Source organism: Microbacterium sp. (assembly GCF_047972865.1).
GTDB lineage: Bacteria > Actinomycetota > Actinomycetes > Actinomycetales > Microbacteriaceae > Microbacterium.
This window is the reverse complement of record NZ_JBKEAY010000064.1, coordinates 1-13,895: the sequence shown is the minus strand read 5'-3', so window position 1 is coordinate 13,895 and position 13,895 is coordinate 1. Positions and strand designations below refer to the sequence as shown.

The following is a 13,895-nucleotide window of genomic DNA, read 5'->3' as shown; positions in this document are numbered from 1 at the left end:
GCGGCCAGGGCCACCACAACCCGGTGGGCAGAACTCCTGACCGCGAACGGGCAATTCCACTGGCCACCAGCGGGCACATCTGCTGGCCGCCTATGGGCAAATCCTACTGGCCGTTGACACGTCGTCTGTCGCGGATCGAAAGCTTCCACGAGCAGTGTTTCGCCACCCCCGAGTTCGGGCAGAGTGGCGATGTCGCCGCCGGCCATTGAGCTAGGCGAGGGTTTCTGGGACCGTTGTAACGACGGTCCGTGTGGCTCCGACGGGCGTCGATCCCGTGACCTCACGATTTTCAGTCGGCGCAGGCTTCGGGCGTGAGGCCCGCGGCGGGTCCCTGGGGGTGGGGCCGGTGTGGCGGGGGTGGAGACTGAATTCTGAGCGGCGCTGGTGGCGAGTGGATGCCGATCTGACTCGATAAGTGGTCTGAAGGCCGGAGGCGTCGCCTACTGCCCCCAAGGCGGGCGCACTGTGCTCAGCAGGGAGTATGAGACCACGTCGGGGTTGTGGTACTCGAAGCTGTAGGTCAGGCGGCGGCCGCTGGCCCCGATACCGACCGACTCCATTGTCATGACGGGGGCACCCGGCTCGGCATCGAAGAGCCCGGCCAGGGTCTCGTTCAGCACCGTGACACCGGGGGTGGTCACCTCCCAGACGACCGGTTCTCCCCAGATATCGGCCGCGATCGCGAACACCGAGTCCGCGGAATCGTAGGACTCCTCGCCACCCAAAGGAATGACATCGTCAGCGAGCATGGCGACCCGGCCGTCGGCCCGCCACCGTTTGCGCAGTCGGATGCCCCGAGTGCTCGCCGGAAACTCCATCAGCGCGGCCACGTGGCCGGGCAGGGCGGTCACCGACGAGTCGAGGGTGTCGACCTCGGCGGCGAATCCCAACCGGTCCAGCAGTGCGGAATGCTCGTATTGTTCCTCCAGTCGCACACTCAGCCGCAGCGCGATCGGGTCGACCGTGGTCGCGGCTCCCTGGCGGCGACGGAGGATGCCGAGGCTCTCCAGCTGCGCCATCGCATTGCGCAGCTGCTGCCGGGTGCATCCCAGGCGCTCGACGAGTTCGACCTCGCCGAGCAGAGGGGTTCGTTGCGCGGCCGACTCCCGCACGAAACGCAAGAGGCCGTGCAGCACGCGGGATTGACGCGGATCGGAACGGGGAGCCGCCGGCGGCGGTGTGAACCTCACGACTCGTCCCCCGCGGTCGTGGTGAACAGGCCGGTGGGCTCTCCGACCGACTCCAGGTAGGCGCTGCGGCGGGCGAACAGGTCGGGAACGCGGCGGTGCACCTCGGCGATGAGCCGATCGAGATCGGCGCGTACCAGCGCGCCGTCCTCCACCAGGACCTCGCCGGCGACCATCGTCAGATCCACGTCGCCGCCACGCACGGCGTGAACCAGGTTGTGATGCACATTCGCGTACGGACCGTTCGTGATCAGCGGCGTCATCCGCGGAGTGTCGGTGCGCACCGCGACTAGATCGGCCTGTTTGCCGACCTCGAGCGATCCCAGGCGATGCTCCTGCATCACGGCACGTGCGCCCCCGGTCGTGGCCAGCTCCAGAACTTGCCACGAGTCCATGGCGGCGGCATCCATCGCGCGAAGCTTGCCCAGGAGAGAAGCGACCTTCATCTCCTCGAACATGTCGAGGTTGTTGTTCTCTTTCTCGCCGTCGGTCCCCAGGCCCACCGCCACCCCGGCGGCGAGAAACTCTGTGACGGGGGCGAGACCGCTGGCGAGTTTCATGTTGCTGATCGGGTTGTGCGAAATGCTCCCCCCGCGGTGAGACATGAGAGCGATCTCGTCTTCATCGAGCCAGACGGCATGGGCGATCATCGTGCGCGGAGTGTCGAAGAACCCCCATTTGTCCAGTGCGATCATCGGGCGGTCCCCGGTGCGCTCCCGGAACATCTGCACATCGAGCTCAGACTCGCTGCAATGCGTGTACAGCCCGGTGCCGTACTCCTGTGCGAGGCGGATTGCGCGACGCTGCCCCGCCTCGTCGGCGTAGAACGGGTGCTCCAGACCCACCCAGGGGAGCACGCGATCGTGCCCCGCCCATTCGCGCAGCATCCGCTCGTTGTCGTCGAGCGTGTCGAAGTAGTCGTAGTCGGGGTGCTCGCCGACGTAGTTCACCGTGACGACCCGGTTGCCGAGCGCGTCCGCGGCTCGCGCGGCGCCATCCATGAAACGCCACATGTCCACGACGGTCGTGGTCCCGGACAACAGCCCCTCTGCGTAGCACAGCCAGGCCGCCGCCTCCGCGTCCGCGGGCCGGAGCACCCGGTGCATGGGGTCGATGTGCAGCCGTAACCACTCCCACACCGGGAGGTGCTCTGCGGTGCCGCGCAGCATCCCCGAGTGGTGGTGGGCGTTGATCAGCCCCGGCATGATCACCCGGCGGGACAGATGCCGGTGTGCCGCCTCGGGGAACCGAGCGCGGAGGTCGTCCGTGGTGCCCAGCGCGACGATGGTGTCGCCCTCGATCGCGACGCCGGCGTCGGTGAGCACCTCACGTGCGGAGTTCATCGGCACGCACACGTCTGAGGTGACCAGCCGGACACTCATCGGGACGCCCCCTCCTCGGCGAACGTCAGAATGGGGACCGTCGACGAGGAAGGATGCGGGTGACGCTGCAACGATGGCGCGAGTACTTCGTCGACGACGACCTCGGTGACGTAGTGGGTGACGGCCGCGAGCAGATGGCCGGCAACAGCCTGGCCGGATCGGTCTTTGGCTCCGAGTGCGACGTGGATGTGAACCGAGTGCGCGCCGCTCTCGTCGGAGGTCACCGTGCCCGACCCGACCCCCTCGGTGTACTCGGCGGTGACCGAGGCCGTGAGGGGGAGCTCGGGGTCCGGTGCGCGGTGGTCGGCGGCGATCACCCGCGCGGTTCGGAACGCGCCGGAGAACGTCACGATCACTCCCTGTCGCACGTCGTGCTGCCGACAGGCCGCCGCGATGCTCTCGATCACCTCATCCCCGGGTTCGAGCGCCAGCAGGATGCGGCGCCCGGTGGTCACAGTCGTTGTCCGCATCGCTGCCTCTCGGCTCAAACCTGTCGATAAGTACTTCAGAAGGCGAGTATCACCCGCCTCAGCGTATTCGAGCATCTAGCCATTTCTCGGGCATCTCGTGCTGTTTCGGCTATGTAAAACATCCCGAAAACCGCTAACTTATCGATAGGTGCACTTCATCGGTCGCTATCGTTTCCACAACGCCGTGGTCCGTCCGCCGCGGCCCGACCCCCCATGGCACCCCGTCGAACACTGAGGAGCAGCGTTGGCACACCATTCGCAGCGGCTTGCGCCGATGGAACTCTGGGATGGCGACGCCCATCGGGGCGTGGCCACGCTCGCCTGGCGCGGCGACCGCATCGAATCGGTCGAGTCAGCCTCCTCGGACGGCTCGGTGGCGGAGTACAGCGTCATCCCGGGATTGATCGACACGCACGTGCATATGGATGCCTCGGCGACGGCCTCGCCGGTGGACTGGATGACATGGCCGCTGGTCACGCCTTCCTCAGAGCGCTCCCTGCACGTGGTCGCTCACGCCCGCCACGCCGCCGTAGCGGGTGTGACGACCCTGCGCGACCTATCAGGTTCCGAGGTGCAGTTCTCCGCAGCCCGGGCGCTGGAGACCGGCCTCGTCTCCGGCGCACGACTCCGCGTACACGGGGCCGTCGGCATGACGGCGGGGCACGGGGACCTGTTCGTTCCGCCCCACTACCCGCACCGCGCACCGGTGGCGGACTCACCCGACGAGTGTCGCGCGCTCGTCCGACGCTGGGCGCGGGAGGGGTCGGACGGGATCAAGATCTTCACCAGCGGAGGTGTGCTCTCGATAGGGGACAAGGTCGGCTGGCGCAACCAGACCGACGCGGAGATCGCAGCGACTATCGATGAGGCGCACGCGCTCGGAATGCTGGTGGCCGCGCACGCACACAGCGCCGAGGGCATCGACATCGCTCTCGCTCACGGAGTCGACTCGATCGAGCACGGAACCGGCATCCTGCCGCGCCACTGGGACACGTTGGTCGAGCGGGACATCCCCGTCGCCCCCACCCTGCTGATCAACGACGCAATCGCCGAACGACGCATCCCGGTCAGCGACGAGGCTGCCGAGAAGGCGCGTGACGTGGTCGCCGAGCGCGACGCCAACTTCGCGGCCGCCGCAGCGGCGGGTGTGCGGTTCGTTCTCGGTACGGACGCGAACGGCGTGATGGTGCGTTTCGGTGACCAGCTCGAAGAGCTGCGCATGATGCGCACTGCTTTCGACTGGACGTCCGAACGCACCCTGCGTGCAGGAACCTCCGATGCCGCCGACGCGATCCGCCTGGGAGGCGTCACTGGGCGACTCCGCGCTGGCCTCAGCGCCGACTTCGTCGTCGTGCGCGGTCGCCCCTGGGTCGATATCGCCGACCTGGATCCGGGGAACATCGTGGCCGTCGTCGCCCGAGGTGACCTCATCTCCGGTGCACTCCCGTCCACCTGACCGTCCGACACACCCGGCCCTTACCCACAAGGAGAACGCAGTGACCCTCTCGCAAAGACACATCCGCCGCATCCTGCTGCCGACGGGAGCAGCGGCGGCGACGGCCCTAATCCTGGTGGGCTGCTCCGGTAGCCCGGAGGACACCCCCGCCACTCCGGCGGCCGACCTCGACCAGAGCGTGATCTTCGCCCTCAGGGAAGACCCGCTCTGTCTCGACCCGCAGCAGACTTCGCTGACCACAGCGCTGAACGTCGGGCGACAGCTGCTGGACTCGCTTCTCGATCAGGATCCTGACACCGGCGAGATCGTGCCCTGGCTGGCCGAGGACTGGGAGATCAACGACGACCTCACGTCGTACACCTTCACGTTGCAGGAGGGCGTCACCTTCAGCGACGGTACCGCGCTGACAGGCGACGTGGTTGCGGCGAACTTCGACGCGATCGCAGAGCTGGGAGCTGGGGCCTCTCTCGCCAACAGCTATCTGGCGGGCTACACCGGCACCGAGATCATCAGCGACACCGAATTCGTCGTCATGTTCGACGCCCCCAACGTGCAGTTCCTTCAGGGGGCGACCACGATGTCGCTGGGCATCCTCGCGGAAGCCTCCGCGACCGCCGAGCCGGAGGAGCGATGCGCCGCCCCGATCGGCAGCGGACCGTTCACCCTGGCAAGCTACGTCGCCAACGATTCTGTGGTGATTGAGGGCCGCGACGGGTACGCGTGGGGTTCCCAATTGCGCGGACACGAAGGCGAGGCCTACCTCGACACTGTGACGTTCCCGATCATTACCGAAGCCAGTGTGCGCACCGGTGGGCTCGAATCGGGGGAGTACGACGTCATCCAAGACCTCCCCTACGTGGACGAGAGCCGCTTCGGGACGGCCGAGTACCACCTGTATGCGAAAGCCAACCCGGGGGTTCCGAACTCGTTCGTGGTCAACACGACACAGGGCCTCATGGGCGACGAGACTGTGCGGCGAGCGATGAGCATGGGTCTTGATCGCGACCAGATCAACGTCATTGCCGGATCGCTCAGCGGCTCGGCGCCCACCGGAGTCCTGACCAGGTCGACGCCCGGCTACCTCGACCAGAGCAGCCTGCTCGCCTACGACCCGGACGGCGCGCAGGCCCTGTTGGAAGCCGACGGCTGGGCCCTCGGCTCCGACGAGATCTACGAGAAGGACGGCACTCGTCTCACCGCGACCGTGACCGCCTTCTACGCGCAGGATGTGCTGGAAGCAGCGCAGATCCAACTCAGGGATGTGGGGATCGATCTGCAGTTGAATATGGTGTCCGCGGGTGACTTCTTCGGTGTCATCGCGACCGGCGAGTACGAGATGCTCGGCGCCGCGTTGACCCGCACTGACCCAGACGTGCTCCGCGTGCTCCTGTCCACCACCTCCGCCTCCCGATGGGGGATCGTGGACGACCCCGAGCTGGAAGCGCTCTTGCAGGAGCAGGGACGGCTGGCCGATCCGGCCGAACGGCAGGACGTCGTGGACCGGATCCAGGAGCGGGTCGCCACCAAGGCATACGTGATCCCGACCCTCGAGCCGGTGCAACTGCACGCGTCACGCGCCGGCGTGGAAGGCGTCACGTTCGACTCGGCGTCTCGGATCGTGCTCTTCGACGCGGCCGTCACCGCCCCGTGACGGACCGGCAACGCGTGGAAGAGCCTGGGGCAGAGGGGAGAGTGCGAGTCATTGCGCGCTTCCTCATCCCCAAGCTCGTCCAGTGCATCTTCGTGGTGTGGGCGACCTATACAGTCGCTTTCCTGCTGATCCACGCGTTGCCGGGGGACCCCGTCCAAGCCGCCTTGGCGGTGAAGGGCGGCGACGCCACCAGCACTGACCCGGAACAGCTCGAGCGGATCCGCGAGCGGTACGGACTGGACGGGCCGGTGTGGATGCAGTACATCACGAACTTCCTCGGCCTGTTCCGTGGCGACCTGGGGGTGTCGATCGCGACCGGCGCCCCCGTGTCGGACATGATCGCCCGCGCACTTCCGCACACCGCGGCGGTCGCTGCGTTCGCACTCGTGCTCGGGCTGGTCGGAGCGATCGGGTTCACCGTGTGGGCCTACCTCGCCCGCCCCGCGTGGGTGCGCAATGTGATCGTGCAGATCCCGCCACTGGGGATCGCGATTCCGGCGTTCCTGTCGGGCCTGGTGCTCATCAGCGTGTTCTCCTTCGCCCTGGGCATCTTCCCCGCCTCCGGGACGAGCGGGTTCGCCAGCGTCGTACTCCCCGGAATCACGCTTGCCCTGCCGACGGGCGCAATCTTCTTCCAGGTGTTCTCGGCGGCAGTGTTCGATGCGGGAGCCAGCGCGTTCGTGTTCACCGCAAACGCGAAAGGGCTGGCACAGCGCACCGTGGTACTGCGGCACGTGATGCGCAACGCGCTGCTCCCGTCGATCACGATCATCGGGTTGCAGGTCGGATACCTTGCCGGGGGGACGGCCGTGGTCGAGACCGTGTTCTCTCGAGACGGCATAGGCAGGCTCACGGTGGATGCGGTGCTCGCGCGCGACATCAACGTCGTGCTCGGGGTCGTGGTGGTCGTCGGCACGGTCTACGCGGTTGTGACCCTCATCGTCGACTCTCTCTACGGCGTTGTCGATCCGCGCACACGTACCAAGCTCACCGGAAGGGTCGCCCGATGAGCCTCTTGCGCAAACCCGGGCTGATGCTGTCGGTCCTGTTCCTGCTCGTCGTCGCAGTCGCGGTCATCGCCCCGCAACTGATCGCGCCGTACGATCCGTTCGGCTCGGTAGGGTCCGCCCGGTTGGCGCCGCCCAGCTTCGACCATCTGTTCGGGACCGATCATCTGGCACGGGACCTCTTCTCTCGCGTCGTCTATGGGACCCAGTTGTCGCTGTCCGCGGCAGGGCTGGCGGTGCTCGCCGGCGTAGCCATGGGTGCCTTCGTCGGACTGTTGACCGGCTACCTCGGCGGATTCTTCGATGTTGTGGTCATGAGGTTCGTTGACGTGATGTTGGCGATTCCGGGGATCCTGTTGGCGCTCATCGTTGTCGTCTCGCTCGGGTTCGGCCCGTTCTCCATCGCTCTCGGGGTGGGTTTGGCGACGGCCGGATCGTTCGCGCGGGTGATGCGCGCCCAGGTGTTGCGGGTGCGGTCTGAAGAGTACGTCGAGGCTGCGCGCACTCTCGGTGTCGGCGCACCGACAGTGCTCGTGCGCCACGTTCTGCCCAACGCGGCCAGGCCCATCGTCTCCATGGCGGCGCTCGAGCTGGCGCTGGCGATCCTGTCGGTGTCAGCGCTCAGCTTCCTTGGTTTTGGGGCGCAGCCGCCCGCGCCTGAGTGGGGCGCGCTCGTGTCAGCCGGTCGCGATTTCGTGGCGACCGCGCCATGGTTGAGCATCCTGCCCGGTGTGGTCATCCTTGCCGTTGTGCTGGCCGTGAACCGTATCGCCCGCTACATCGGAGGTGACCGATGAACGCCCTCCTGGAGGTACGGGGTTTGAAGGTCGATTACGGAACCGGGAAGCGGCGGCGTACCGTGCTGCAAGGCGTCGACCTCACGATCGCTCCCGGCAAGATCCTCGCGGTCGTCGGAGAGTCGGGGTCGGGAAAGAGCACTCTGGCGCACGCGATCGTGCGTTTACTACCGGAAGCCGCTACCGTACGCGACGGGCGGATCGTCTTCGACGGCACCGATCTGCGCCGTGTGCCCAGAGCGGTTCTGCGGCGGTTGCGGGGCGGACGTATCGGCTTCGTGCCGCAAGACCCCTCTCACAGCCTCAACCCGGTGATGCGTATAGGAGAGCAGATCGCCGAGTCACTGCGCCGCCACCGTGGGCTGAGCCACCGGGATGCTGCGGAGCGGGCTGTGGAGATTTTGGCGGAGGTCGGCGTACCCGAGCCGCAGCGACGAGCCCATCAGTATCCGCACGAGTTGTCCGGTGGGTTGCGCCAACGCGTGCTGATCGGAATCGCCTGGGCCTGCGAGCCGGACCTGGTCATCGCAGACGAACCCACGAGTGCGCTGGATGCCACCGTGCAGCGCCACGTGCTTGACCGCATGCAGCACCTCGCCCGCGTGCATGGGACCGCCGTGCTCCTGGTCACCCATGACCTCGCACTCGCCGCCGACCGCGCGGACGCGATCGCCGTGATCGAGCAGGGCGTCGTGGTGGAGGAGGGAGCGGCCCGCGCGGTGCTGACATCGCCAGCACACCCGTACACACAGCGGCTCGTGGCGGCTGCGCCCGGTCTGCACAGTGGGCGGCTCTTGCCTTCGGCGAGTGTCGTGGCGCCGGAGGAAGCTGACCCGTCACCGTTGCTGCAGGTGGCCGGACTGACCAAGACCTACCGTGCCGTCGGGGGCGGTCGCGCTGCCGCCCCGGCGGTGTCCGAGGTCTCGTTCGAGGTTCCGCGGGGAACGACGTTCGCGATCGTGGGTGAGTCGGGTTCGGGCAAGAGCACCACCGCTCGCATGATCGCTCGCATCATCGATGCGGACTCCGGCAGCGTTCGGTTCGACGGCGCCGACATCACCGGGTTGCGGGGCCGTGAGCTGCGGGAACTACGCCGCCGGATCCAGGTCGTCTACCAGAACCCGTTCGGTTCGTTGGACCCGCGTCTGCGGGTCTCGCAGTTGATCGAAGAACCGTTGCGCGCATTCGGCGTGGGCGGACGTGCCCAACGATCGGCGATGGTCACGGACCTCCTCGATCAGGTGCGACTCAGTTCGGACCTTGCTCGACGCCGCCCCACCGAACTGTCCGGCGGGCAGCGTCAACGGGTGGCGATCGCCCGCGCGATCGCCCTCCGTCCCGAGTTCCTCGTGCTCGACGAGCCGGTGTCGGCGTTGGACGTCTCGGTACAGGAACAGGTGCTGCAGGTGCTTGTCGACCTCCAGGCCGAGCACGGACTCACCTACCTGTTCATATCGCACGACCTCGGCGTCATCCGTCAGATCTCCGACACCGTTGCCGTGATGAAGGACGGGCGACTGCTCGAACAGGGAACGACGGCTGACGTCTTCGCGCACGCGTCACACGAATACACGCGCGAGTTGATCGGAGCGATCCCGGGTTCGGCATCGACCCGCTGACCGGTACCCGCCGCGGGCACCGCCCGGGACGGGTCAGAGGACGCCGGCGCCGAGATTGATGGGGCTGCCGTCGATGTTGCCGACGATGCCGCGGATGATGCCGGAACCGTCGGTGCCGCGCAGGCTCTCGTACCAGGCGGCGGTGGCATCGGGATCGTATGCGTGGGTCTCGTGTCCGCGTTTGCGGGCGCCCAGCACCAGCTCGCCGGCCCGGTCGGTGCGGATCTTCTCGTACCGACGCAGGGTGTCGGCGACCCCGATCGTGTTCGTGGCGAACGCGATCCCCAGGGCGAAGCTGTCTTCCAGCGCGGAACACGCCCCCTGACCGATGTCGGGGGCGGTGTTGTGCGCGGCATCCCCGAGGATCGCGACCCGCCCCTTCGCCCACGTCGAGAACGGCGTGATGTCCCAGATCTCCACCCGGTTCAGGGAACGCTCCGGGTCGATGGTCGACAGTAACGTCTGCACCCTCGGCGCCCAGCCGTCGAACGCCTCGCGCAGGGGAGCTATCCCCTCGGACCGGTCGTAGGGCACCCCGGCGGGCTGGGGGACGTCGAACCAGAAGTAGAACCGGTCGTCCGCCACCGGCATCACCGCGGCGCGCTTGCCCTCGGCGACGTAGGTCGTCCACTGGTCTCGGGGTCCGATCGCGTCGTCCATGGGGATGAGGCCGTTGTAGTTGGTGTAGCCGCCGTACTCGCGCTCGATGCGCGGGGTGCCGGAGGGCTGCACGTAGTCGCGCGTGATCGACCGCGCCCCGTCGGCACCGATCAGCAGGTCGGCGGTCTCGTGCGACCCGTCCGCGAACGTCGCGGTGACCTGCGCGCCGTCGTCGGCGATGGCGACCACCTGCCTGCCGAGGTGGATGTGCTCGTGGCCGACGGTGTCCATCAGCAGGGCTTGCAGGTCGGCGCGGGCCACCGGGTACGGTTTCTGCCCGGTCTGGGCGGTTACCGGTTCGAGCGTGAAGCGGCAGAGGCTTTCGCCGCTGTGCCCGTCGAGGTAGGCCATGTGGTCCATCGCTCCGCCGAGCGCGGCGACCTCGTCGGCGAGCCCCAGCCAGTTGAGCACCTTCACGCCGTTGGACCACAGCGACAGCGCGGCACCCACGGGCTTGTTCTCGCGCATGCGGTCGTAGACGACCACGTCGTGCCCGAGTCGCTGTAGGGCGATCGCGGCACTGGTGCCCCCGATCCCCGCTCCGATGACGATGACCTTCATGCCCGGCACCCTAGAACGCCGGTGTGACCGGCATGTTTCGGTCGGATGCCGCGGCGGTGAGCCGGGTCAGCTTCCCCGGTACGTGGAGTAGCCGAACGGGCTCAACAGCAGCGGCACATGGTGGTGCCCGCGCCCCTCCGTCACCGTGAAGGTGACCGTCACCGCGGGGTAGAACGTCTCCACCCCGCGCCCCGCGAAGTACGGACCGGTCGCGAACGTCAGGGTGTAGTCCCGGGCGGGCAGCGTGTCGGGTCCGAGGTGCAGTCGTCCGTCGGCATCCGTGATCCCCTGCGCGATGATCGACTCGCCGACGGCGGCGAGCGTCACCTCCATACCGGATGCCGGTTCGCCGAGCGCGGCGTCGAGAACGTGTGTGGTCAGGTGGGTCATGCGGGCTCCTCGGTGACGGTCGTGCGCAGCCGCAGCAGCGCGATCTGCCGCAACTGTTCCCGCACCTCAACGGTCTCGGTGACGGGGTCGTTCCGCAGGCGCCGCCGCGCCTCGGACAGCATTTCGGCGGGCGTCCGCCCCGCCGCGCGGATCAGGAACACCCGGTCGAACCGGGCCTCATAGTCGGCGCCCGCCGCCGCGATCGCCGCGGTGACCTCGGCGTCGGCGTCGGCCATCGAGGCCTGTTCGCTGCGGCTGGCCGCGGCGGCCCGGTCGGCGCCGACGGCACGTTCGCCGATGCGGGGGTGGTGGGCGATCGCGGCGGCGAGATCGGCCTCGGTCCACGTCAGCGATGCGGTCCGCGCGGCCTCGTCGAGGGCATCCACCGTCGGGTACGGGCGCCCGCCGACGACCGCCCGCGTCCAGTCGTCGATCGCGGCCCACACGCCCACGACCTCGGCGGCCTCGTCGGGGGGCAGGGCGTTGAAGGCGGCGAGATCCATGCCGGGGACGTTACCGGGGTCGCGTTTCGGGCACGTGACGGCGCCCGTGCGCGGTGTCACTGTGCGGCATCACCGCGGCGGGTGCACGATGAGCCATTGCGCCACCGCCGGGGCGGCACTGGTGTTGTGGATGCGGTGCGGGCGGGCGCACGAGAAACTGATTGCGTCGCCGGGGCGCAGCACGACCCGCTCCTGTTCGAAGTCGATCGTCAGCTCCCCGCTGATCATGGTGCCCACCTCGTACCCGTCGTGCCGGAACAGCTCGGTCTCGGAGTGCGCCGACGCCCCCGGCGGGTAGCAGGACTCGAAGTAGTCGATGCCGGGGGAGGGGCCCGGTGAGAGCCGGCGGAAGGTCACGCCGCTGTCGAGCTCGACGGTCGAGGAGTGCTCGGCGCGTTGCAGCGCGAAGCCGGCGTCGGTGCCGGCGCCGTCGCGGTCGGGAGCGGATGCCTCGAACACCGCCGCGAGCGGCACGCCCAGCGCGTCGGTGATGGCGATGAGCCGGGAGACGCTCGGTTGCAGGACGCCGCGTTCGATCTGCGAGACGGCGCTGGGGCTGATACCGAGCGTGTCCGCCAGGGCGCGGGCCGACATGCCCTGCCGGCGGCGCAAGTCGCGCAGCCGGGCGCCGACGTCGGGGCCGTCGGCGGCGGGGTCGAGGTCGGGCATGCCCCGATTCTAGGTGGCCGCTGGCGAGCTCCCGACAGCGGTTGTGAAGCGGTAACTTCACAACCGTGTTACATCGTCGAAACCTCCCGGCATGTGTGAATCAATAGCTTCATTGTGAGCACCACCAGGCCGCGGACTCCACGTCGTGGCTGCCACCCCCGCCGACGGGCGCTCAGCCCTACCTGGAAGGTACGCGCACATGACAACGACACAATCCCCCACGTCCGCAGCGGACGTGGTCGAAGCCGCCGGCATGCCGGTCGGCTCCGGCAACATGAAACCCGGGTACGACCCCCGGCTCGCCAACGAAGACCTCGCGCCGCTGCGGAAGCAGAAGTGGTCCTGGTACAACATCTTCGCGTTCTGGATGTCGGACGTGCACTCCGTCGGCGGGTACGTCACCGCCGGGTCGCTGTTCGCCCTCGGCATCGCCGCCTGGCAGGTGCTGGTCGCCCTGGTGGTCGGCATCGTGATCGTGCAGGTCGCCGTCAACCTCATCGCCAAGCCCAGCCAGAAGACCGGTGTGCCCTACCCGGTCATCAACCGCGCGATCTTCGGCATCAAGGGCGCGAACATCCCCGCCATCATCCGCGGCATCATCGCGATCGCCTGGTACGGCGTGCAGACGTTCCTCGCGGCCCAGTCGCTCAACATCATCTTCCTGAAGTTCATCCCCGGCTCCGAAGCACTGCTCGACGTGGAGTTCCTGGGGCTGTCCGCGCTCGGCTGGATCTCGTACGCGATCCTGTGGGTCGCGCAGGTCGCGCTGTTCTGGAACGGCATGGAGGTCATCCGGCGCTTCATCGACTGGGCGGGCCCCGCCGTCTATGCCGTCATGATCGTGCTCGCCGTGTACCTCGTCTCGCAGGCGGGTTGGGAGAACATCGACCTGAACCTGTCGGATCCGGATTCCGCGCCCCAGGACTTCTGGGGAACGATCGGCCTCATGGTGATGGCCGTCGGCATCGTCGTCGCGTACTTCTCGGGTCCGATGCTCAACTTCGGCGACTTCGCCCGCTACGGCCGCTCTTTCCGCGATGTCAAGCGCGGTAACTTCTGGGGTCTGCCGGTGAACTTCCTGTTCTTCTCGATCCTGACGGTCCTCACGGCGGCGGCGACCCTGCCCGTCTTCGGTGAGCTGCTGGTCGACCCGATCCACACGGTGCAGGCGATCGACACGCCGTTCGCGATCCTGCTGGGCGGGCTCACGTTCGTCACGGCGACCGTCGGCATCAACATCGTCGCCAACTTCATCTCGCCCGCGTTCGACTTCTCGAACGTCGCGCCGCACCGCATCTCGTGGCGCATGGGCGGCATGATCGCCGCCGTCGGATCGGTCTTCCTCCTGCCGTGGAACTGGTACGCCGACGCGACCGCGATCCACTACTCGCTGGGTGTGCTCGCCGCCCTCATCGGCCCGCTGTTCGGCCTGCTGATCGCCGGCTACTACGTCGCGGCGCGCCAGCGCATCAAGGTCGACGACATGTTCACGATGTCCGAGCAGGGCGCCTACTGGTACCGCAAGGGCTACAACCCGAACGCG

At 67.9% G+C, this 13,895-nt stretch carries 14 protein-coding genes; 7 read left to right on the top strand and 7 right to left on the bottom strand.

Annotated features, from left to right (window positions below):
* Window positions 1-209 (top strand): hypothetical protein (locus ACK5KK_RS03835; RefSeq protein ID WP_416888767.1); only part of this gene is annotated, 209 nt, incomplete at its 5' end.
* Between the two features lie 231 nt (window positions 210-440).
* Here the strand turns inward: ACK5KK_RS03835 and ACK5KK_RS03830 are convergent.
* Genes ACK5KK_RS03830 through ACK5KK_RS03820 form a run of 3 tightly spaced genes read right to left on the bottom strand, consistent with a single transcriptional unit; the run spans window position 441 to window position 3,039 of the window.
* The gene (locus ACK5KK_RS03830; protein ID WP_416888766.1) at window positions 441-1,190 is read right to left on the bottom strand and encodes a GntR family transcriptional regulator; all 750 of its coding nucleotides are present in this window, start codon (window positions 1,188-1,190) and stop codon (window positions 441-443) included.
* The gene (locus ACK5KK_RS03825) at window positions 1,187-2,569 is read right to left on the bottom strand and encodes an amidohydrolase family protein (protein ID WP_416888765.1); all 1,383 of its coding nucleotides are present in this window, start codon (window positions 2,567-2,569) and stop codon (window positions 1,187-1,189) included. The genes ACK5KK_RS03830 and ACK5KK_RS03825 overlap by 4 nt, the downstream gene beginning before the upstream one ends.
* Window positions 2,566-3,039, bottom strand: coding sequence for a PPC domain-containing DNA-binding protein (locus tag ACK5KK_RS03820; protein WP_416888764.1), 474 nt, complete (start codon window positions 3,037-3,039; stop codon window positions 2,566-2,568). Before ACK5KK_RS03820 ends, ACK5KK_RS03825 begins: the two co-directional genes overlap by 4 nt.
* Before the next feature lie 274 nt (window positions 3,040-3,313).
* Here ACK5KK_RS03820 and ACK5KK_RS03815 point away from each other — a divergent pair, with 274 nt between their 5' ends.
* The 5 genes from ACK5KK_RS03815 to ACK5KK_RS03795 are packed head-to-tail and all read left to right on the top strand — an operon-like array spanning window position 3,314 to window position 9,569.
* On the top strand, window positions 3,314-4,495 hold the full coding sequence (locus ACK5KK_RS03815; RefSeq protein ID WP_416888763.1) for an amidohydrolase family protein: 1,182 nt from the start codon (window positions 3,314-3,316) through the stop codon (window positions 4,493-4,495).
* 40 nt (window positions 4,496-4,535) lie between these two features.
* On the top strand, window positions 4,536-6,146 hold the full coding sequence (locus tag ACK5KK_RS03810; RefSeq protein ID WP_416888762.1) for an ABC transporter substrate-binding protein: 1,611 nt from the start codon (window positions 4,536-4,538) through the stop codon (window positions 6,144-6,146).
* A gap of 41 nt (window positions 6,147-6,187) precedes the next feature.
* Window positions 6,188-7,156 carry an ABC transporter permease gene (locus tag ACK5KK_RS03805; RefSeq protein ID WP_416888761.1) on the top strand — a complete coding sequence of 323 codons (969 nt, stop codon included), beginning with the start codon at window positions 6,188-6,190 and terminating at the stop codon, window positions 7,154-7,156.
* Window positions 7,153-7,950 (top strand): ABC transporter permease, encoded by a 798-nt coding sequence (locus tag ACK5KK_RS03800; protein WP_416888760.1) that lies wholly within the window; start codon window positions 7,153-7,155, stop codon window positions 7,948-7,950. Before ACK5KK_RS03805 ends, ACK5KK_RS03800 begins: the two co-directional genes overlap by 4 nt.
* Window positions 7,947-9,569: a dipeptide ABC transporter ATP-binding protein gene (locus ACK5KK_RS03795; protein WP_416888759.1), complete on the top strand. Its 1,623-nt coding sequence runs from the start codon at window positions 7,947-7,949 to the stop codon at window positions 9,567-9,569. Before ACK5KK_RS03800 ends, ACK5KK_RS03795 begins: the two co-directional genes overlap by 4 nt.
* A 33-nt stretch (window positions 9,570-9,602) precedes the next feature.
* Here the strand turns inward: ACK5KK_RS03795 and hpxO are convergent, their stop codons facing one another.
* From hpxO to ACK5KK_RS03775, 4 genes are all read right to left on the bottom strand, one after another.
* On the bottom strand, window positions 9,603-10,790 hold the full coding sequence (hpxO, locus tag ACK5KK_RS03790) for an FAD-dependent urate hydroxylase HpxO (RefSeq protein ID WP_416888758.1): 1,188 nt from the start codon (window positions 10,788-10,790) through the stop codon (window positions 9,603-9,605).
* Between the two features lie 66 nt (window positions 10,791-10,856).
* Window positions 10,857-11,180 carry a hydroxyisourate hydrolase gene (uraH, locus tag ACK5KK_RS03785; RefSeq protein ID WP_416888757.1) on the bottom strand — a complete coding sequence of 108 codons (324 nt, stop codon included), beginning with the start codon at window positions 11,178-11,180 and terminating at the stop codon, window positions 10,857-10,859.
* Window positions 11,177-11,683 (bottom strand): 2-oxo-4-hydroxy-4-carboxy-5-ureidoimidazoline decarboxylase, encoded by a 507-nt coding sequence (uraD, locus tag ACK5KK_RS03780; protein ID WP_416888756.1) that lies wholly within the window; start codon window positions 11,681-11,683, stop codon window positions 11,177-11,179. Before uraD ends, uraH begins: the two co-directional genes overlap by 4 nt.
* 69 nt (window positions 11,684-11,752) lie before the next feature.
* Window positions 11,753-12,352: a helix-turn-helix domain-containing protein gene (locus tag ACK5KK_RS03775; RefSeq protein ID WP_416888755.1), complete on the bottom strand. Its 600-nt coding sequence runs from the start codon at window positions 12,350-12,352 to the stop codon at window positions 11,753-11,755.
* A gap of 199 nt (window positions 12,353-12,551) precedes the next feature.
* On the opposite strand from ACK5KK_RS03775, the gene ACK5KK_RS03770 reads away from it, so the two are divergent.
* Window positions 12,552-13,895 (top strand): NCS1 family nucleobase:cation symporter-1 (locus ACK5KK_RS03770; protein WP_416888754.1); only part of this gene is annotated, 1,344 nt, incomplete at its 3' end.